The organism is Mesorhizobium sp. HAY1-8B, from assembly GCF_056868045.1.
In genome coordinates this window covers 3,235,360-3,253,847 of the sequence record NZ_CP200321.1, presented here as the reverse complement: position 1 = coordinate 3,253,847, position 18,488 = coordinate 3,235,360, and the positions used below count along the sequence as shown (strand labels likewise).

Annotated in this window: 18 protein-coding genes, 2 pseudogenes and 1 riboswitch; of the genes and pseudogenes, 5 read left to right on the top strand and 15 right to left on the bottom strand. The window is 63.5% G+C overall.

Going from position 1 to position 18,488, the window contains the following annotated elements; translation table 11 throughout:
* Window positions 1–123: 123 nt before the first annotated feature.
* From dxs to AC1VON_RS15210, 5 genes and pseudogenes are all read right to left on the bottom strand, one after another.
* Window positions 124–2,038, bottom strand: a pseudogene (gene dxs, locus AC1VON_RS15230) (1-deoxy-D-xylulose-5-phosphate synthase).
* Window positions 2,039–2,139: 101 nt separating this feature from the next.
* Window positions 2,140–3,060 (bottom strand): pirin family protein, encoded by a 921-nt coding sequence (locus AC1VON_RS15225; RefSeq protein WP_172351389.1) that lies wholly within the window; start codon window positions 3,058–3,060, stop codon window positions 2,140–2,142.
* A gap of 40 nt (window positions 3,061–3,100) precedes the next feature.
* On the bottom strand, window positions 3,101–3,367 hold the full coding sequence (locus AC1VON_RS15220) for a DUF2277 domain-containing protein (RefSeq protein ID WP_010914875.1): 267 nt from the start codon (window positions 3,365–3,367) through the stop codon (window positions 3,101–3,103).
* Between the two features lie 112 nt (window positions 3,368–3,479).
* Window positions 3,480–3,731, bottom strand: a complete 252-nt coding sequence (locus tag AC1VON_RS15215; RefSeq protein WP_056565628.1) for an exodeoxyribonuclease VII small subunit — start codon at window positions 3,729–3,731, stop codon at window positions 3,480–3,482.
* Between the two features lie 3 nt (window positions 3,732–3,734).
* A complete protein-coding gene (locus tag AC1VON_RS15210) occupies window positions 3,735–4,661 on the bottom strand; it encodes a histone deacetylase family protein (protein ID WP_172351390.1) in 927 nt (308 codons plus the stop codon).
* A gap of 164 nt (window positions 4,662–4,825) precedes the next feature.
* A riboswitch (cobalamin riboswitch) is annotated at window positions 4,826–5,021 on the top strand.
* A 100-nt stretch (window positions 5,022–5,121) separates the two neighbouring features.
* On the opposite strand from AC1VON_RS15210, the pseudogene bluB reads away from it, so the two are divergent.
* Window positions 5,122–5,781: pseudogene (bluB, locus tag AC1VON_RS15205) on the top strand (5,6-dimethylbenzimidazole synthase); the annotation flags it as partial.
* Between the two features lie 86 nt (window positions 5,782–5,867).
* Here the strand turns inward: bluB and AC1VON_RS15200 are convergent.
* Complete coding sequence (locus AC1VON_RS15200; RefSeq protein WP_483124089.1) at window positions 5,868–6,851, bottom strand: hypothetical protein; 984 nt, start codon at window positions 6,849–6,851, stop codon at window positions 5,868–5,870.
* A 92-nt stretch (window positions 6,852–6,943) separates the two neighbouring features.
* Window positions 6,944–7,552, bottom strand: a complete 609-nt coding sequence (locus AC1VON_RS15195) for a TetR/AcrR family transcriptional regulator (protein WP_172351392.1) — start codon at window positions 7,550–7,552, stop codon at window positions 6,944–6,946.
* A 121-nt stretch (window positions 7,553–7,673) separates the two neighbouring features.
* Between AC1VON_RS15195 and AC1VON_RS15190 the strand changes: the two genes are divergently transcribed.
* Complete coding sequence (locus tag AC1VON_RS15190; protein ID WP_483124088.1) at window positions 7,674–8,894, top strand: MFS transporter; 1,221 nt, start codon at window positions 7,674–7,676, stop codon at window positions 8,892–8,894.
* Between the two features lie 60 nt (window positions 8,895–8,954).
* On the opposite strand, the gene ribB is transcribed toward AC1VON_RS15190, so the two are convergent.
* Both ribB and aroC read right to left on the bottom strand, forming a co-directional pair.
* Entirely contained in the window at window positions 8,955–10,055 is a 1,101-nt protein-coding gene (gene ribB, locus AC1VON_RS15185; protein WP_140768934.1) for a 3,4-dihydroxy-2-butanone-4-phosphate synthase, read from the bottom strand.
* Between the two features lie 108 nt (window positions 10,056–10,163).
* A complete protein-coding gene (aroC, locus tag AC1VON_RS15180) occupies window positions 10,164–11,270 on the bottom strand; it encodes a chorismate synthase (protein WP_483124087.1) in 1,107 nt (368 codons plus the stop codon).
* Window positions 11,271–11,454: 184 nt separating this feature from the next.
* On the opposite strand from aroC, the gene AC1VON_RS15175 reads away from it, so the two are divergent.
* Window positions 11,455–11,715, top strand: a complete 261-nt coding sequence (locus AC1VON_RS15175) for a DUF1344 domain-containing protein (RefSeq protein ID WP_056564015.1) — start codon at window positions 11,455–11,457, stop codon at window positions 11,713–11,715.
* A 10-nt stretch (window positions 11,716–11,725) separates the two neighbouring features.
* Here the strand turns inward: AC1VON_RS15175 and AC1VON_RS15170 are convergent, their stop codons facing one another.
* The 4 genes from AC1VON_RS15170 to AC1VON_RS15155 form a co-directional block, all read right to left on the bottom strand.
* Window positions 11,726–12,313 (bottom strand): histidine phosphatase family protein, encoded by a 588-nt coding sequence (locus AC1VON_RS15170; RefSeq protein ID WP_483124086.1) that lies wholly within the window; start codon window positions 12,311–12,313, stop codon window positions 11,726–11,728.
* A 52-nt stretch (window positions 12,314–12,365) separates the two neighbouring features.
* Window positions 12,366–13,184: an enoyl-ACP reductase FabI gene (gene fabI / locus AC1VON_RS15165; protein WP_483124085.1), complete on the bottom strand. Its 819-nt coding sequence runs from the start codon at window positions 13,182–13,184 to the stop codon at window positions 12,366–12,368.
* A 105-nt stretch (window positions 13,185–13,289) separates the two neighbouring features.
* Entirely contained in the window at window positions 13,290–14,219 is a 930-nt protein-coding gene (locus AC1VON_RS15160; RefSeq protein WP_483124084.1) for a DnaJ C-terminal domain-containing protein, read from the bottom strand.
* 101 nt (window positions 14,220–14,320) lie between these two features.
* On the bottom strand, window positions 14,321–14,782 hold the full coding sequence (locus AC1VON_RS15155; protein ID WP_172351396.1) for an RT0821/Lpp0805 family surface protein: 462 nt from the start codon (window positions 14,780–14,782) through the stop codon (window positions 14,321–14,323).
* A gap of 40 nt (window positions 14,783–14,822) precedes the next feature.
* Between AC1VON_RS15155 and pdxH the strand changes: the two genes are divergently transcribed.
* Window positions 14,823–15,440 carry a pyridoxamine 5'-phosphate oxidase gene (gene pdxH, locus AC1VON_RS15150; RefSeq protein ID WP_172351397.1) on the top strand — a complete coding sequence of 206 codons (618 nt, stop codon included), beginning with the start codon at window positions 14,823–14,825 and terminating at the stop codon, window positions 15,438–15,440.
* 6 nt (window positions 15,441–15,446) lie between these two features.
* Here pdxH and AC1VON_RS15145 read toward each other — a convergent pair whose 3' ends face one another.
* The gene (locus tag AC1VON_RS15145) at window positions 15,447–16,196 is read right to left on the bottom strand and encodes a crotonase/enoyl-CoA hydratase family protein (protein WP_172351398.1); all 750 of its coding nucleotides are present in this window, start codon (window positions 16,194–16,196) and stop codon (window positions 15,447–15,449) included.
* 19 nt (window positions 16,197–16,215) lie between these two features.
* The gene (locus AC1VON_RS15140) at window positions 16,216–17,985 is read right to left on the bottom strand and encodes an acyl-CoA dehydrogenase family protein (protein ID WP_483124083.1); all 1,770 of its coding nucleotides are present in this window, start codon (window positions 17,983–17,985) and stop codon (window positions 16,216–16,218) included.
* 213 nt (window positions 17,986–18,198) lie between these two features.
* Here AC1VON_RS15140 and AC1VON_RS15135 point away from each other — a divergent pair, with 213 nt between their 5' ends.
* Window positions 18,199–18,435 carry a hypothetical protein gene (locus AC1VON_RS15135; protein ID WP_483124082.1) on the top strand — a complete coding sequence of 79 codons (237 nt, stop codon included), beginning with the start codon at window positions 18,199–18,201 and terminating at the stop codon, window positions 18,433–18,435.
* Window positions 18,436–18,488: the final 53 nt, after the last annotated feature.

Below are 18,488 nucleotides of genomic sequence, written 5' to 3'. Positions count from 1 at the left end.
GATCTAGCAGGGCGCCGTTGAAAAACGGCCAAGAGACACGGTAAGCAAAGCGCCAAACGGCAGCGTAAACAGTGCGTTAAGAAATCAAGCCGGCAAACTGATTCAAGCGCTTGAGATTTTGATTCAGGCGCGCTGGGCGCGGGCCGTATGCGCGAGCGCGGTGAAAACGGTGCGCACGATGCCGGCGGCATCGAGCCCGGCATCGGCATACATCTTTTCCGGCTTGGCGTGGTCGGCGAACACGTCGGGCAGCACCAGCGGGCGCACCTTCAGGCCGCTTTCCAGCAGTCCTTCATGGGCAAGGAACTGCAGCACGTGGCTGGCGAAGCCGCCGATGGCGCCCTCTTCCACCGTCACCAGAACCTCGTGCGAACGGGCCAGCCGCCGGATCAGATCCTCGTCGAGCGGCTTGGCGAAGCGGGCATCGGCGACGGTGGTGGAAAGCCCGGCCGCGCCGAGCTCCTCGGCAGCAACAAGGCAATCCTGCAAGCGCGTGCCGAAGGACAGCAGCGCCACCTTTGTGCCTTCCCTGACAATGCGGCCCTTGCCGAGTTCGAGAACCGAGCCGCGCTCCGGCATGTCGACGCCGACGCCATTGCCGCGCGGATAGCGGAAGGCGATCGGGCCGTCATCATAGCTTGCCGCAGTGCGCACCATGTGGCGAAGCTCCGCCTCGTCGGCAGCCGCCATCACGACAAAGCCCGGCAGGCTTGCCAGGAAGGTGGTGTCAAAAGCACCGCAATGGGTGGCGCCATCGGCGCCGACGAAGCCGGCACGGTCGATGGGGAAACGAACCGGCAGTTTCTGGATCGCGACGTCGTGGACGACCTGGTCGTAGGCGCGCTGCAGGAAGGTCGAATAGATCGCCGCGAACGGCTTGTAGCCTTCGGTCGCCAGGCCCGCCGCGAAGGTGACCGCGTGCTGCTCGGCGATGCCGACATCGAAGGTCCTGGCCGGAAACACTTCGCCGAACAGATCCAGCCCCGTGCCGCTCGGCATGGCGGCGGTAACCGCGACGATGCGATCGTCCTCTAGAGCCTCCTGGATCAGGCTTTCGGCGAACACCTTGGTGTAGGCCGGCGCGTTGGCCGGCGCCTTGGCCTGCGCGCCGGTGATGACGTCGAATTTGTTGACGCCATGATATTTGTCGGCGGCGGCTTCCGCCGGCGCGTAGCCCTTGCCCTTCTGGGTGACGACATGGATCAGCACCGGGCCTTCGCCATTGTCGCGGACGTTTTTCAGGACCGGGATCAGATGCTCGAAGATTGTGACCGTCGATCGGGCCGATATGGTAGAAGCCGAGCTCCTCGAACAAGGTGCCGCCGGTGACGTAGCCGCGCGCATGCTCGACCGCCCTTGTAATGGCACGATCGGCGCGCTTGCCGAGATAGGATGTCAGTTTCTTGCCGAAGTCGCGCAGGCCGGCATAGGCCCTGCCCGAGGCCAGCCGCGCCAGATAGGCACTCATCGCACCGGTCGGCGGCGCGATCGACATGTCGTTGTCGTTGAGGATGACAATGAGCCGGGCATCGAGAGCGCCGGCATTGTTCATCGCCTCATAGGCCATGCCGGCCGACATGGCGCCGTCGCCAATGACGGCGATGACATTGTTGCGGCCACCGGAGAGGTCACGGGCGGCGGCCATGCCAAGGCCTGCCGATATCGAAGTCGAGGAGTGGGCGGCACCGAAGGGATCGTATTCGCTCTCGGCGCGGCGGGTGAAGCCGGACAGGCCGCCTTCCTGGCGCAGCGTGCGGATGCGGTCGCGGCGGCCGGTCAGGATCTTGTGCGGATAGGCCTGATGGCCGACATCCCAGATCAGCCGGTCGTCTGGGGTGTTGAAGACATAGTGCAGCGCGATCGTCAGTTCGACCACGCCAAGGCCGGCGCCAAGGTGACCACCGGTGCGGGACACCGCGTCGACGAGTTCGAGGCGAAGTTCTGATGCCAGTTGCGGCAGTTCGCTCTCGTCATGCGTACGCAAGTCCGCCGGAATGCGGACCTTGTCGAGAAGCGGCGTATGCGGCGTTGCGTTCACGGGTGCTCGGGCTTTCTGTTCAACGGCGGGATAAGCCGCCGGCCTGCGAAAGTAAATGCGTGCCGGTGACACGGATCAAGCAGGTCCCCTTGCCGATTTCCTCAGCTTTCCGGCAGCGGGATGAACTCTTCCTCGTCTCCAGGAACGATATCGAAGCGGCCCGTCTTCCATTCCTGCTTGGCCTGTTCGATGCGCTCCTTGGAGGAGGAGACGAAATTCCACCAGATGTAGCGCTGCGAGCCGAGCGAGGCGCCGCCGAACAGCATGAAATGCGCACCGGTTTGCGACGACACGATGATCTCGTCGCCGGGCCGGAACACCAGCAGGCGTTCAGCCGGGAAGACGTCACCCGAAATCGTGACCTCGCCCTCCAGTGTGTAGATGGCGCGTTCCTCCGCATCGGCCGGGATCTTTATGTTGGCGCCGGGCGCCAGCCTGAGGTCGGCGTAGAGCGTCTCGGCGTCGGCCCGTACCGGGGAACGCAGTCCCTGGAAGTCACCGATCACAACGCGGCCTTTGACGCCTTCGGCATCGATCTCGGGCAGCCGCAAGGCAGCGGTGTTCTCGAATACGGGCGCCACTTCCTCCTTGCCGTCCGGCAGTGCCAGCCATGTCTGCAGGCCGGAGATCGACATCGGCGCGCCGCGCAATTCCTCGGGCGTGCGCTCGGAGTGGACGATGCCACGGCCGGCGGTCATCAGGTTCACATCACCGGGCTGGATGACCATTTCAGTGCCGAGCGAATCGCGATGCCTGATCTTGCCGTCGAACAGATAGGTCACCGTCGACAGGCCGATGTGCGGATGCGGACGGACGTCGAGCGCCTGGCCTGCACGCAGGATTGCCGGACCCATGCGATCGAAGAAGATGAACGGCCCGACCAGCCGTCTCCTGGCGGTCGGCAAAGCACGACGGACCTCGAAGCCGCCAATGTCCTTGGCGTTCGGGATGACCATCAGTTCGATCTGGTCGCTGGCAAAGGCATCGCCGGCTTCAGGGTCTTTCCCGGGGAAGAAGCTCATGAACTCTCCTTGTCAGCGTTCGGTGACCGCTTTGGCGACATCACGCAAAGCGGATCGCCGCCTTTGCCCGCAGTTTGGCGGCCACTTCTTCGCGGTTACGCGGATGCTGGTTGGTTTCGAGCGAATCGAGAAGTTCGCGCGCCGATGCCGCAATGGCCTCCACTGCGTGGTCGAACGCATGCTGGTTCTGTTTCGAAGGCCGCGTCGTTCCGCTCAGCTTGCGGACAAATTGAAGGGCTGCGTCGCGCACTTCGTCATTGGTTGCCGGCGGATCAAAATTGAACAGGGTCTTGATGTTTCTGCACATCGCTTCCGTATCTCCTCTTGTCCTGGAGCCGTTTCAATCGGAACGAGTTTTATCCTCAACCATGATCGTGTCCAAAAACCGGAGAGGCAAGACCATGGTTCGCGGCCATGCCTCAGTCCGCGTCGAGCGGCTCGGTTCCAACCGGCTTGCCGTCGCGCGATAGCCTGATCTTCTCAACCTTGTCCTCGGCCGCCTTCAGCAGCCGGTCACAATGCGCCTTCAGGGCCTCGCCGCGCTCATAGATCCGGATCGACTGATCGAGCGGCACGTCGCCACGCTCCAGATCATCGACGATCTTCTCCAGCGCGTCGAGTGCCTGCTCGAAGCTCATCGCCTTGACGTCTTCGTTGGTCTCAGCAGCCATCATTCATCCTTTCATCAGTCGCCCGACATGGGCGGCGACCGAAAATGCCAGTCCCTGCAGATCGTAGCCGCCCTCAAGCAGGCTGACGAGCCGGTTGCCGCTGTGGCGGGCGGCGCGCTGCATCAGCTGGCCAGTCGCCCAGTCGAAATCGTCCTCGGTCAGGTTGATCTCGGCCAAGGGATCACGGTGATGCGCGTCGAAACCGGCCGAAATGATGATGAGGTCGGGCGCGAAATTGTCGAGCGCCGGCAGGACGCGCGACAGGAAGGCATCGCGAAACACCTCGCTGCCGGTCCGCGGCGCCAGTGGTGCGTTGACGATGTTGCCGGCGCCAGTCTCGCTCTTCGCGCCAGTGCCGGGATAAAGCGGCATCTGGTGCGTCGAGCAATAGAGCACCGAGGGATCGTCCCAGAAAATATCCTGTGTGCCATTGCCGTGGTGCACATCCCAGTCGACGACTGCGACACGGTCGATGCCGTGCTTCTTCTGCGCATAGCGGGCCGCGATCGCCGCCGTGTTGAAGAAGCAAAAGCCCATTGCGGTGGTCTTTTCGGCATGGTGGCCGGGTGGCCGGGCGGCGACGAAGACATTGTCGGCGCGGCCTGCGAAGACGTCGTCGACGGCGGCGTTGGCGGCGCCGATCGCGGTTATCACCGCCTGCCAGCTCTTCGGGCTGGCGGTGGTGTCGGCATCGATGCGGGCAATGCCTTCGTCCGGGATGGCGGCGCGCACGCGCGCGATGAAATCGGCCGGATGCGCGTAAAGGATGGTGGCCTCGTCGCCTTCCGGCGCCTTGACGCGGTCGAGCTCGGCAAAGGCTTCGTCGTCAAGCACGCGCTCGATGGCGCGCAAGCGGTCCGGCCGCTCGGGGTGACCGGGGGGCGTGATGTGCTCAAGGAAGATCGGATGCGTGTAGAGACGAGTGGCCATGATCCCTATCTAGTGCCCCAACGCCGCGATGGCCATGCGTCGCGGCCCGATGGCTGGGGAAAATCGCTTCTGCGTCCATTGGCGTCGCTGTGGGGATTGGCGCCGCGGACGCTTCGGCATAAGGTCGCCGTCACTGCCTGGTGCCCGCCAGTCTGTTTGTCTAGCCGCATTCTGCGGCGCCAAGTGATTCCACTTGGCTGCAAATGCTCTGGCGGGAGAATCGGGAACACGGTTGAATTCCGTGGCGTGCCCAACGCTGTGAGGGGGACCGCGCCGGTAAATGCCACTGTCGATGACGGGAAGGCACCGGACGCGGGTTGATCCTGAGCCAGAAGACCGGCCTGGCAGGCACCGTCATCCGCATGGTCAGGCGGATGACATCAGAGCGACGTGCGTCCACTTGGACGCACAAAGTGCGCTCTGACGGTGTGAAACTATTGCAATCGCAAGGGGACAAGCGATGCCGGATGCTATGATCGCTCCTGTCGGCGACGGATTTGACCAGATGGCGCGCGACGCGGTCTACCGCGCCATGTTCACGCGGCGCGATGTGCGCAGCCATTTCCTGCCTACTCCTCTCGACGATGAGGTGTTGGCACGGCTGCTGCTTGCCGCCCATCACGCGCCATCGGTCGGGTTCATGCAGCCGTGGAATTTCATCGTCATCCGCGATGCCGCGCGACGGGAGAAGGTGCGCGACCTGTTCCTGGCCGCGCGAGAACAGGAACTGCCTGAAATCGAAAAGGAAAGGCAGGCACTCTACCGCAAACTCAAACTGGAAGGCATCTGCGAAAGCGCGCTCAACATCTGTATCACCTGCGACCGCCAGCGCTCGAAGGGCTCGCCGCTGGGACGTTGGCACAATCCGGAGATGGACCTCTACAGCACGGTCTGCGCGGTGCAGAATTTCTGGCTGGCGGCACGCGCCGAAGGCGTCGGCGTCGGCTGGGTCAGCATCATCGAGGCGCAGGCGCTGAAAAGCCTGCTGTCCATTCCCGACCATGTAACGCCGATCGCTTATCTCTGCGTCGGCCGGGTTTCCGAGTTCGCGCCCAAACCGGACCTTGAAACACATGGCTGGGGCCGGCGCCTGCCCCTGCCCGAACTGATCATGAGCGAGACCTTTTGCGGGAAAGGCGAGGCACCGCTCAAGTCAGCGGCGGCGCGCCTGAACGCCGTCGATGCCGCCCAGGCCTGCCCGGCCGATCAGCGCGTCGCGCCGGCCGTGCCCCAGCGCGAGCCGCCGAAGGAGGAAAGCGCCTTGTCCTTGAGTTCCCTGAACTTCGATGACGCCTCGGCCAGCCGCGCGTCCCAGGCCGGATCAGGCACCTGGCCGGCGATGGTCTTGAAATAGACCTGCATCAGGCAGGCGATGGCGAAGGGCTCGATGAACGCCGCCTTGAAGGCCCAGGCAAAGACGATGGCCAGCACGAAGGCCCAGCCGGCGAGCTGTCCGGGCATGAGGAAAAGAATGGCCCCGGCCGGGGCGAGCATCAGCAGAAAGATGACGAAGGACACGCCCCACATGATGACCGCCAGCCAGACGGCGTTCTTGACCATGGTCTTGCCGTTCTGGGCGTAGAGAACCACGCCCTGCCGCGCGGTTTCGAAAGGCGAGGACGAGTTGATGCGGATGTTGTAGCCGAGGATGATCTCGTCGACATAGGTGAGAGACAGGCGGATCACCGTGTTGATGAAGGAGACCAGGCCGCTCAGGCCCGGAATGGGCAGAAAGGCGGCGACGCCGCCGAGCAGGCCGGTGATCGCGCGGATGGCGCCCTTGACCAGCTGGTCGACGACGAAAAGGATGTTGGCCTCGGCGAAACGCTCGGTCACGACCTGCCGGGCATAGGCGATCTGGTTCTGGCCGGCAGGAACATGATGGCCGTCGATCAGGTGGACCATGACGGCGATATGGCCGGCCTTGACGACGTAGAGGATGTATTCGCGGATCCAGTAGACGGCGATGGAGACGATGCCGAAACCGACCACGCCGCCCCACAGGGCAAAGGACAGCGGTCCATCGGGATCGGTGGAGATATGGCCGACGCCATAGCCGACCGAGGCGCCCGTGCCGGTCGCCATGATGTAGGCCAGCGTGATGCCGAAATAGACGATCATGCGAAAGACAATGAAAGGCCAGGTCCGCATCATGATGGACACCGACCTGCCGATATCGAAATCCCACATGCCCCGAATCTCCCCTCAGAGATGGCTGGGGAGGATGCGCTCTAACCGAAGATTGTCAATCATGGGCGGGGCACCAGGCCGCAGACGGGACTTCAGTTCGATTGCGGACCCGGTTCTTTGAGCAGCCCCTCAAGCAGTTGCTTGAACGCCGCCACCACCTTCCTCGACGTGGCTTCGGGGTCGTTTGAATTGGCGATCCGCTGCGACGCCTGGCTGCTCGCCCCGTTGATAAGGCGCGCGGCCGTTTCAGGGTCGACGCCCGGGACGACCACCCCTTCCCTCTGCAGCGCGGTCAGATGATCCGTCATTGAGCCAACGCAGGCATTGGCATTCGACCATTGTGCCGGATCGCCCAGCACAGCAGGGCCATCCCGGAACATTATGCGCTGGATTTCCGGCTCCAGCGCCATCTCGATATAGGTGGTGCATTCGTCGACGAAACGCTGCCAGCGGGTCGGCGCTCTCGACGCGATCTCGTTCACCCGAGCCGCCATCTCGCCGTCGATTTCGGCGATAACCGCCTCCAGCAGCCCCTTCTTGTCGCCGAAGTGATGATAGAGCGCGCCGCGCGTCAGCCCGGCGGATGCCGTGAAATCGTCCATCGACGCTTCGGCATATCCGATCGAACCGAACGCCTGGCGGGCAGCGGCGATCAGCTTGGCGCGCGTCTCGGCGATCATCTCCTTGCGGGGTCTGCGCATTCTGCCTGGCCTTATCCACATACGCCACGTATGCCAATTGACATACGCTGCGTATGATCTATCTAGTTCTCATACGCTCCGTATGTAATTGGCATATCGCCTTTTGTCGAGGAACCGGATCATGCAGAACCCTTACTCAGAGATCTTTCGCGCCCCCGGTGCCAAGGGCTTCGCAGCCGCCGGTTTCCTGGCGCGCCTGCCGATCGCCATGGCGCCCATCGGCATCGTGGCGATGCTGTCGCAGACGCGTGGCGAATACTGGCTGGCCGGCGCTGTCTCGGCGACATTCGCATTGGCCAACGCTTTCCTGGCGCCACAAATATCAAGACTGGTCGACCGCCTTGGCCAGACCCGGATCGTCGTGCCCACCACAATCATCTCCGTGCTCGCATTCCTGGCGCTGATTGCATCGGCCAATAAGGACTGGCCGGTCTGGACGCTGTTCGTGTCGGCGCTGCTGGCCGCCGCCATGCCCAGCATGCCGGCAATGGTGCGCGCACGCTGGACCGAGATTTTCCGCGGCCGGCCCGAGATGAGCACCGCCTTCGCCTTCGAGTCGGCGGCGGATGAGTTGGTCTACATCGCCGGCGCATCGCTGTCGGTGGGCTTGAGTGCCGCCCTGCTCCCGGAAGCGGGCATGCTGGCGAGCACGCTGTTCCTTGCCTTGGGCTCGACGGCGTTCATCCTGCAGCGATCGACCGAGCCGCAAGTGCGGCCGATTGGTCACGGCTCGAGCGGCTCCGCAATCCGCCTGCGCCCGGTGCAGATCATCACATTCGCCCTGATCTTCATCGGTGCCACCTTCGCGACGACGGAAGTCAGCACCGTGGCAATCACCAAGGAACTCGGCCAACCCGGCGCCGCCAGCCTCGTCATTGGCGTCTACGCGCTGGGGTCGTTCGTGCTCGGCATCATTGTCGGGGCGCTCAATCTGAAAACACCGCTGCAACGCCAGTTGGCCATCGCGGTAGCCGTCATCACGGTCAGCACGCTGCTGCCGCTCACCGCCGGCACCGTGCCGCTTCTGGCACTCACCGTCTTCATCAGCGGCGTGGCCATCTCACCGACCTTCATCACGGCCTTCGGCCTGATCGAGCGGCATGTGCCCGAAGCGATGCTGACGGAGGGCATCACCTGGGTGACCACGGGGATCGGTATCGGCATGGCACTGGGCTCCTTCGCCGCCGGCGCCGTGGTGGACGCATTCGGCGCCCAGAGCGGGTTCTGGGTTTCAGTGGCGGCAGGCACCATCGCGTTGATCACGGTGCTGCTTGGCCAGCACAGCCTTGCCACCCATAAATGCGAGTTGGAGGGATGCGACGACGCCGCCGTTCCGGCCTAGTGACCGCCAGGATATGTCGAGATTCAGGTCAGGCCGACCTCAACTGAATCTCGACATGGCCTAGAGAATTTCGGTCTTCGCGATATGGATGCCAAAACCCTCGAGGCCGACATAGTGGCGCTCGCGCGAGGCGATCAGGTTGATCGAGGAAATGCCGAGGTCCTTCAGGATTTGCGCGCCGAGGCCGATCTCGCGCCATTCGTTCTCGCGCCGGCGGGCCTCTTCATGATCCTCGCGGTCGCCGCTTGCCGGCCGTTTGCGTTCCTGATGCGCGACGCCGACGGAACCCTCGCGCAGATAGACGATGACGCCGCGCTTGCGCTCGCCCATCGCCTTCATGATGCCGTCCAGCCGATGGCTGGTGCCGAAGACGTCGGTCACCACATCCTCGGAATGCAGCCGCACCGGCACGTCCTCGCCGTCGCGGATGTCGCCGAAAACGACAGCGACGTGATGCATCGTGTCCCACGGCAGCGTGTAGGTGAAGACCTGTGCCTTGCCGCCGAGCGTGTCGATGTCGGAGCAAGCGACGCGCTCGACCAGCGTTTCCTTGCGCTGTCGGTAGGCGATGAGGTCGGCGACCGAGACCTGTTTCAGACCATGCTCTTCAGCGAAAGCCTGCACCTGCGGGCCGCGCTTGACGGTGCCGTCGTCATTGACCAGTTCCGAAATGACACCGATCGGCGGCAAGCCCGCGAGCTTGCAGAGATCAACGGCCGCCTCGGTATGGCCCGAACGCATCAGGACCCCGCCTTCGCGCGCGATCAGCGGGAAGATGTGGCCGGGACGGACGAAATCGGAGGCGCCGACATTGCCGTTGGCGAGGTTGCGCACGGTGAGCGTGCGGTCGTCGGCCGAAATGCCCGTCGTCGTGCCATGCTTGAAATCGACGCTGACAGTGAAGGCGGTGGTGTGCGCGGAATCATTGTCGGCGACCATCGGCTGCAGGTTGAGCCGCTTGGCCTCCTCGCGCGGCATCGGCGTGCACACGATGCCGGAGGTGTTGCGCACGATGAAGGCCATCTTTTCCGGCGTGCAGTGAACAGCGGCGACAATCAGGTCGCCCTCATTCTCGCGCCCGTCATCATCCATGACGACGACGATCTCGCCACGTTCGAAGGCTCGGATGGCTTCGACAATCTTCTTCTGATCGTAAGGCATGGGCGCTCGCTTTGCTCGCAGGGCAGTAGGGAATAGGGCAGTGAGGAAGTAGGGAAAAGGAAAGTTTGGGCTGTTTCGGCGGGCAACGTAACATACTGCCCTGTTGCCTTATTCCTCTCCCTTCCCCGTCTGTCCTCGATGCCGCAGATAGTGGTCAGCGATCGCGCAGGCAACCATCGCCTCGCCGATCGGCACGGCGCGGATGCCGACGCAGGGGTCGTGGCGACCCTTGGTCATCACCTCGACGTCGTTGCCGTCCTTGTCGATCGACTTTCGCGGTGTCAGGATCGACGAGGTCGGCTTGACGGCGAAGCGCGCAATGATCGCCTGTCCAGTCGAGATGCCGCCGAGGATGCCACCGGCATTGTTGGACAGGAACACCGGCTTGCCGTCATTGCCCATGCGCATTTCGTCGGCATTCTGTTCGCCGGTGATACGGGCGGCCTCGAAACCGTTGCCGATCTCGACGCCCTTGACGGCATTGATGGACATCAGCCCGGAGGCGATGTCCTGGTCGAGCTTGGCGTAGATCGGCGCGCCGAGACCTGGCGGAACGCCATCGGCGACGATCTCGATCACCGCGCCGACCGACGAACCAGCCTTGCGGATGCCGTCGAGGTACTGCGTAAAAACGGGAACAGAAGCGGGATCGGGGGTGAAGAACGGGTTCTCGGCATCACCGATGAAATTCCAGTTCCAATTGGCGCGATCGATCGACTTCTCGCCCATAGACACCAATGCGCCGCGCACCACCATGCCCGGCACCACCTTGCGGGCAAGCGCTCCTGCAGCAACGCGCGCGGCCGTCTCGCGGGCCGAGGAGCGACCGCCGCCACGATAGTCGCGTATGCCGTATTTGACGTCATAGGTGTAATCGGCATGGCCCGGCCGGTACTGGCGCGCGATCTCGCCATAGTCCTTCGAGCGCTGGTCGACATTCTCGATCAGCATCGAGACCGGCGTGCCTGTGGTGATCATCGTCTGGCCGTCCCCGTCGAGGACAAAACCGGACAGCACCTTCACCTCGTCCGGCTCGCGGCGCTGGGTGACGAAGCGCGACTGGCCCGGCCGGCGCTTGTCGAGTTCGGCCTGGATTTCATCCCGCGTGAAGCGGATGCCTGGCGGGCAGCCGTCGACCACGCAGCCGAGCGCTGCTCCATGGCTTTCGCCCCAGGTGGTGACGCGGAAAAGGTGGCCGAACGTGTTGTGAGACATGGAAAACTGCCCTGCCCGGCAGCCGAGCCGGTTGAAGCCTGCCTTCTATTGGCGTTTTTTGCGGTGGTCAAACTGTCATCCCCGCCGTTTAAGTTTTGACACATTCGGCTGGTTTCTGCTTTCTTCCATCCGCCGTTGAGGATCCGCCGCCACAGTGCCGGCGCAATGACCAAAGAGGACAATCATGCGTACCCTGATTGGCGCTGTTGCCGCCATGCTGCTTTGTTCCACCGCCGCCTTCGCCGGACAGACCGAGGGCCTGATCAAGAAGATCGACAAGGATGCGCTGACGCTGACGCTGGACGACGGCAAATCCTACAAGCTGAACGCCGAAACCGATCTCGACTCCCTGAAGCCGGGCATGGACATCGTCATCGCTTACGACGTGACCAATGGCGAGAATGTCGTGACCGATATGCAGTTGCCGGACAGCGACACCAACTAGCTCAGGCGGCTTAAAGCCACTCCAGGCTCTGTCCTTCGAGCTTGAGCACGCGATCCTGCGGTATCTCCAGGTTCGCGGCCTCGTCCTCGGCCATGTCCAGCACGAAACGGAACAGGGTGCGCATGACGCCGCCATGCGTCACGCAGATCGTCCTGCGGTCGAGTTCGTCGAAGCAAGGCTTCACCCGTTCGAGCAGCATCTGGTAGCTTTCCGCCCCCTCGCCGGGCGGCTGAAAATTCCATTTGTCCAGGGCGCGTGACCGGCTTGCTCCGGGAGACCGCGTCTCGAGCTCGGCGAAGGTAAAGCTCTGCCAGTCGCCGAAATTGACCTCAACCAGCCTGACATCGGTTCGATAGGCGAGCGGATCGAGCTTCATCGCGGCGCGGATGCGTTCCATCGTTTCGCGCGTCCGCCGCATCGGGCTGGCGACGAAATCGAAATCCCTGACATCGTTGACAAGTTCGGCCAGCCGATGCCCGTTTCCGGTCGCCTGTTCGCAACCAAGGGCATTGAGATCGGTGTCGGCCTGGCCCTGAAGCCGGAACTCGGCGTTCCACGCAGTCTGGCCGTGGCGCACGATATAAACCAGCGGGTACATCAGGTCTTCCGGAGGTCGGGCCAGGGCCTGGACGGAGGATGAGCGGAGGGAGTTATTCCTTGACCGTCGAAATATCGGGCGCGTCGACCGCCTTCATGCCGACCACGTGATAGCCGGAATCGACATGATGCACTTCGCCGGTGACGCCACGCGACAGGTCGGACAGGAAATAGACGCCGGAATCGCCGACCTCTTCCTGGGTGACCGTCTGCTTCAGCGGCGAATTGTATTCGTTCCATTTCAGGATGTAGCGGAAGTCGCCGATGCCGGAGGCGGCCAGAGTCTTGATCGGCCCGGCGGAGATGGCATTGACGCGGATCTTCTTGGCGCCAAGATCGACGGCGAGGTAACGCACGCTGGCCTCGAGCGCGGCCTTGGCGACGCCCATGACGTTGTAGTGCGGCATCACCTTCTCGGCGCCATAGTAGGTCAGCGTCAGCAGCGAGCCGCCATCGGTCATCAGCGCTTCGGCGCGCTTGGCTATGGTGGTGAAGGAATAGACCGAAATGTCCATCGTGCGCAGGAAGTTGTCGCGCGTCGTCTCGACATAGCGGCCGGTCAGTTCGTCCTTGTCGGAAAAAGCGATGGCGTGGACGAGGAAGTCGAGCTTGCCCCAATGCTTGGCGACATTGGCAAAAACCTCGTCGAGGCTCGCCGGGTCGGTGACGTCGCAATGGCCGGCGACAAAGGCGCCCAGTTCCGCCGCCAGCGGCTCGACGCGCTTCTTGAACGCCTCCCCCTGATAGGTCAGCGCGATCTCGGCACCATGATCCACACAGGCCTTGGCGATGCCATAGGCAATCGACCTGTTGTTCGCGACGCCAAGAATGAGGCCGCGCTTGCCGGCCATCAGGCCCTGTCCACCCGCCATGTGAGCGCTCTCCGCAAGGTTTGTGCTTTGTGGAGTGCCTATCGCACAGGCACACTGCCCCTTCAAGCGCTCAAACCGGACAGTTCGGGGGACAAAAGCGCCGGATCAGCCTTTTTGGCCGCGCAACAGCGTTTCCAGCGCGTTGTCGCCGCCTTCCGGCAGCATGATGCGCACATGGGCGTAGAGGTCGCCATGGCCGCCGGCCTTTTCCGGAAGACCCCGCCCTTTCAGGCGCAGCACCTTGTCCGAACTCGACCAGGCGGGAACGTTGACCGCGAGCTTGCCGGTCGGTGTCTCGACCGGCACCTTGGCGCCGAGCACCGCATCCGCCAGCGGCACCGGCAGATCGGCATGCAGGTCGCGGCCTTCGATGCGGTAGCGCGGGTGCCGGCGGATATGGATCTTGACCAGCGCGTCGCCAGGCTGGCCCGGCCCCTGCTCGCCCTGCCCCTTCAACCGGATGGTCTGACCATCCTCGACAAAGGCCGGCAGCTTGACAGCCACCTTGCGGCCATCGGGAAACATCGCCGTCACCTTTTCGGCGTTCGCCGCTTCCTCGATGGTGACGTCGAGCGTGACGTTCAGGTCGGCCGCCGTCGCCGGCTGGCGACGGTCGCCCGCGCCCGCGCCGCGCGCGCCGGAAAAGGCGTCGCCGAAAATCTGGCTGAAAATATCGCTGTTGCCGTCGAAAGGATCGCCGCCCGGGCGCCCTGACCGGAATTCGAATCGCGAACCACCGGGCCCTTGCTGGCGGCGAAACCCTGCAAAGGGGTCGCCACCACCGGCGGCACCTTCAAAACCCTGGAAGCGCGGCTTGCCGTCGGCATCGATCTCGCCGCGATCGAAAGCGGCACGGTTCTTCTCGTCGCCGACGATCTCATAGGCCTGATTGGCCGCGGCAAAACGGTCCTTCGCCTTGGGATCATTCGGATTCTGGTCCGGATGATGTTTCTTGGCGAGTTTCCGGTATGCCGATTTTATGTCCTTGGCCGATGCGTTCTTTGCAACGCCCAGCACCTCATACGGGTCGCGCATGCGTTCTGCCCTGGAGAAGAGTTGAGTCCATACTTGCCCCCTATATGCGCTCGAATAGGAAGAAATTCCAGTAGCGGACCGTCATATCAAAAAGCGGAAAGTCAGAGCGCCTTGAAGCCCTGCATGCGCCAGCCGCCGGCACCGGCAAGGCACAGTTCACCCTCGAACATGGCAACGCCGTCAAAGCTTTCGCGTGAGGCCTTGAAGCGGCGGCACGTCTGGCCCCGGTCCTTCAACTCCGCCAGTTCGGTGATGGAGCCACGCGACCCGGTGCCGGCATTCGCCCACGGCACGGCCTGGCCGCCGAGTTGCTCGATATCGGCGGAGGACACCGCATTGCCGATCGTCGTCTGATCGGAGTCGCGATCCGAATCGGCGGGCGCGGATGAAGCCGAGGTGCTGCTGGTCAGGATCGAGCGGTCGACTTCGGCTTTTTCCAGGCTGAATCCACCTGCGCCACAGCCAACAAGAGGCAGGGCGATTGACACGATCGCCGCTTTCGCGCTGGCCGAAGCGATAACGCTCCATTGCCTGCTGTCAAAAGCCTGCGCGATACGCGACAATCGGCAACCTCCCCCGGTTCGTGACAATTTGAGAAAAACTATGAGTGACACAGAGTTAACAAGCAGTGACTTTACCGAGGCGGCCGAGCCGTTTCGACTCTTTGCCGCATGGCTGGACGACGCCACCAAGAGCGAAATCAATGATGCCAATGGCGTGGCGCTGGCTACCGTCGATGGCGAGGGCATGCCGGATGTGCGGATGGTGCTGCTCAAGGGCTTCGATGAAGGCGGCTTTGTTTTCTACACGAATTTCGAGAGCGCGAAGGGCCAGGAGATTCTTGGCAGCATGAAGGCGGCGATGTGTTTCCACTGGAAATCGCTGCGCCGCCAGGTGCGCATTCGCGGCCCGGTGGAGATCGTCAGCGACGCCGAAGCCGACGCCTATTATGGGACGCGGCCACGCGGCAGCCGCATCGGTGCCTGGGCCTCGAAACAGTCACGGCCGCTTGAAAGCCGCTTCGCGCTTGAGAAAGCGGTCGCCGAATACACGGCGCGTTATGCCATCGGCGAGATTCCGCGGCCAAAACACTGGTCGGGTTTCCGTATCGTCCCAAAGACGATCGAGTTCTGGCACGACAGGCCGTTCCGATTGCATGACCGGGTGGTCTTTTCACGCAACGCCAAGGGCGGGTGGGACAAGACGCGGCTTTATCCCTGAGGCTTGCTACTTCTTCCTTGTCATGAACGCCGTGAGCGCCGCGCGCGCCTCATCCGACTTCAGCCGCTCGCGGAAATGCTCGCTTTCCTCGCCGATGCGCGCGACGAGGTCGTCGCGTGGGCCGCGCATGAGATCGCGCGCGATCTTCAGCGCCTGCGGCGGCTTGGCCGCGATCTGGCCGGCAGCCGACAGCACCGATGCCTCCAGCGCACCCTCCTCGACCACCTCGTAAATCAGGCCGGCGGCCTTCGCACGCCCGGCGGAAAAGCCCTCGCCAAGGCCAAGCAGCGCGAACGCGCCTTGCTGCCCCAGGACCCGCGGCGCCAACAGGCTCGATCCTGCCTCGGGCACCAGGCCAAGATCGACGAAAGGCGTCCTGAAGACGGTGCGCGGCGTGGCGAAGGTCAGGTCGCAATGCAGGTTTATCGTGGTGCCAATGCCGACCGCGATGCCGTCGACGCCGGAGACGATGGGTTTTTCGACCCTGGCCAGCGCCATGAGGAAATCCCAGACTTCCGTGCCGCCGTCGCCACCCGTGGCCACGACCATGAAATCGGCAAGGTCGTTGCCCGAGGAGAACGCGCCGGGCACGCCGAGGAACACATGGACGCGGATCGCCGGATCGGCGTCACCCTCGGCCAGGGTTTGCGACATCTTGGCGTACATGGCGCGCGTCAGCGCGTTCTTCTTGTCCGGGCGATTCATGCGGATGACCTGGATGGCGCCCTGGCGCTCGACGAGGATATGGTCTGTCACAGTGCTTTCCTTGTGAACGTCAGGCTGAAATCAGTGTCTTGCCGGCAGCCACGAGGCTTTCCGCGCCATCGACAACACGCCCTTTCAGGGCACCCGTCTCGCCGAGCAGGTTTTCGGCAAAGAAGCGGCAAAGGCCGATGCGGCCCTCATCGGCAAGAGCGCCCCGCGCCAGATAGGCGCCGCCGGCGGCAAGCGAGATCAGCCTGAGATAAGGCGTCGCCCCCGCCAGCACCTCCTCCGTCCGGCCGTCCGCCGACTGTTTTTGCAGGAAACGCGTCGCCTGCGTCAGATCGCCGAGTGCTGCGTCGAGCGCATCCGCGGTGCGACCGAAACCGTGCAGATTTGAGGTGCGCACGGCCTTGGCGGCCACAGCCAGTTCGCCGATGAAGCCATGCACATGCTCGCCGCCGCCGAGCGGCAGCTTGCGGGTGACCAGGTCGATCGCCTGGATGCCGTTGGTGCCCTCGTAGATCGGCGCGATGCGCGCGTCGCGGTAGAGAGCCGCCGCGCCCGTCTCCTCGATGAAGCCCATGCCGCCATGCACCTGGAGGCCGAGCGAGGCCACTTCTACGCCGACATCGGTCGAAAACGCCTTGGCCAGCGGCGTCAAAAGATTGGCACGATGACGCCAATGCGCAGCCTGGTCACCATCCGAGACCCGCGCCATGTCGATCGCATGGGCACAGGAATAGCTGATCGCCCGCGCCGTCTGCGTCAGCGCCTTCATGGTCAAGAGATTGCGTTGCACGTCGGGGTGGTGAACGATCGGCGCCATGCCGGCGCCGGCGTAATCCGCCGCCTTGCCCTGGCGGCGCTCATTGGCATAGGCGATCGCCTTCTGGGTGGCGGTTTCCGCGACGGCGACCCCCTGCATGCCGACGGCCAGGCGGGCATTGTTCATCATGGTGAACATGCAAGCGAGGCCCTTGTTCTCCTCGCCGATCAGCCAGCCAATGGCGCCGGGCTTGGCGCCCTGGAACCCATCGCCATAGATCATGGTGCAGGTCGGCGAGGCATGGATGCCGAGCTTGTGCTCGAGGCCGGAACAGAAGACATCGTTGCGGGCGCCGAGCGAGCCGTCGTCGCCGACCAGGAATTTCGGCACCAGGAACAACGAGATGCCGCGCGTGCCGGCAGGCGCGTCGGGCAGCCGCGCCAGCACCAGATGGATGATGTTGTCGGTGAAATCGTGCTCGCCATAGGTGATGAAGATCTTCTGGCCGAAGATGCGGTAGGTGCCGTCGCCGGCAGGCTCGGCGCGGGCGCGCAAGGCAGCGAGGTCCGAGCCCGCCTGGGGCTCGGTCAGGTTCATCGTGCCCATCCATTCGCCGGAGACGAGCTTTTCGAGATATTTTGCCTTGAGCTCTTCCGAAGCATGCTTGTCCAGCGCTTCGACCGCGCCCATGGTCAGCGTCGGGCCGATGCCGAAGGCCATGGCGGCCGAATTCCACATTTCGAGCGCGGCGACGCCCAGCATGGTCGGCAGCGCCTGGCCACCATACTCCTCGGGCCCGGACAGTGCGTTCCAGCCGCCATCGATCCAACGGCGATAGAGCTCCTTCCAGCCGGGCGGTGTGGTAACGGCAGCGTCCTTCAGCATAGCACCGTGTTCGTCGCCGATCTTGTAGAGGGGGGCCACTTCCTCGGTGGCGAAACGGCCTGCTTCGCCAAGGACGGCATCGACCAGATCCTCGCTGAGATCGCCAAATGCGCCGGCATCGAGCCCCTGCTTGAGCCCAGCCACGTGCTTCAGCGTAAAGGCGATATCCTCTACCGGTGCCCGATACATGCCGCTCGATCCTCCTGATGCATCGGCCTCGCCGACCCTAGAGCCAGTTCCACCGCAAAACCATCCGCCTTTGGGCCGTCTCCCATCTTCTTTTTACGTAAACGTCAAAACTTGTCACGCGGATTTTGCAATCACGCTGACCTGTATTAAATTCTGTCGAAGCTGGATCAAGTCGACCGGCGACGGACCTGCACCAGCCGACCGGAACATCTCATGCTCGCCAGACCCGACGCCTACCGCTGCATCGAATGCGGCCTGCCCTATCGCGCGCCGGGATTCTGGTACCATGAGGGCAGAGTGGAACATGGTGCGGCCTACTGGTCGGATCGCGGCATATTGTGCTCGCCACAATGCTCGCTGGCCCACCACCGCAAACGCGCCGCCGAAGGCACGCTGCAGCAGGAGCCCGCGCCCGACCCGTTTGAATTTCCGCCAAGCATCCGGCGCTAACCGAATAGTCGCCCGCCGAGCATCTTGCGTTGCCGGCGACGGAAATGACCATC

Excerpts from the sequence above, each read along its gene's own strand:
- AC1VON_RS15225 (WP_172351389.1), bottom strand. The coding sequence starts at position 3,060 with ATGAGCTTCTTCCCCGGGAAAGACCCTGAAGCCGGCGATGCCTTTGCC.
- AC1VON_RS15220 (WP_010914875.1), bottom strand. The coding sequence starts at position 3,367 with ATGTGCAGAAACATCAAGACCCTGTTCAATTTTGATCCGCCGGCAACC.
- AC1VON_RS15215 (WP_056565628.1), bottom strand. The coding sequence starts at position 3,731 with ATGGCTGCTGAGACCAACGAAGACGTCAAGGCGATGAGCTTCGAGCAG.
- AC1VON_RS15210 (WP_172351390.1), bottom strand. The coding sequence starts at position 4,661 with ATGGCCACTCGTCTCTACACGCATCCGATCTTCCTTGAGCACATCACG.
- AC1VON_RS15200 (WP_483124089.1), bottom strand. The coding sequence starts at position 6,851 with ATGTGGGATTTCGATATCGGCAGGTCGGTGTCCATCATGATGCGGACC.
- AC1VON_RS15195 (WP_172351392.1), bottom strand. The coding sequence starts at position 7,552 with ATGCGCAGACCCCGCAAGGAGATGATCGCCGAGACGCGCGCCAAGCTG.
- AC1VON_RS15190 (WP_483124088.1), top strand. The coding sequence starts at position 7,674 with ATGCAGAACCCTTACTCAGAGATCTTTCGCGCCCCCGGTGCCAAGGGC.
- ribB (WP_140768934.1), bottom strand. The coding sequence starts at position 10,055 with ATGCCTTACGATCAGAAGAAGATTGTCGAAGCCATCCGAGCCTTCGAA.
- aroC (WP_483124087.1), bottom strand. The coding sequence starts at position 11,270 with ATGTCTCACAACACGTTCGGCCACCTTTTCCGCGTCACCACCTGGGGC.
- AC1VON_RS15175 (WP_056564015.1), top strand. The coding sequence starts at position 11,455 with ATGCGTACCCTGATTGGCGCTGTTGCCGCCATGCTGCTTTGTTCCACC.
- AC1VON_RS15170 (WP_483124086.1), bottom strand. The coding sequence starts at position 12,313 with ATGTACCCGCTGGTTTATATCGTGCGCCACGGCCAGACTGCGTGGAAC.
- fabI (WP_483124085.1), bottom strand. The coding sequence starts at position 13,184 with ATGGCGGGTGGACAGGGCCTGATGGCCGGCAAGCGCGGCCTCATTCTT.
- AC1VON_RS15160 (WP_483124084.1), bottom strand. The coding sequence starts at position 14,219 with ATGCGCGACCCGTATGAGGTGCTGGGCGTTGCAAAGAACGCATCGGCC.
- pdxH (WP_172351397.1), top strand. The coding sequence starts at position 14,823 with ATGAGTGACACAGAGTTAACAAGCAGTGACTTTACCGAGGCGGCCGAG.
- AC1VON_RS15140 (WP_483124083.1), bottom strand. The coding sequence starts at position 17,985 with ATGTATCGGGCACCGGTAGAGGATATCGCCTTTACGCTGAAGCACGTG.
- AC1VON_RS15135 (WP_483124082.1), top strand. The coding sequence starts at position 18,199 with ATGCTCGCCAGACCCGACGCCTACCGCTGCATCGAATGCGGCCTGCCC.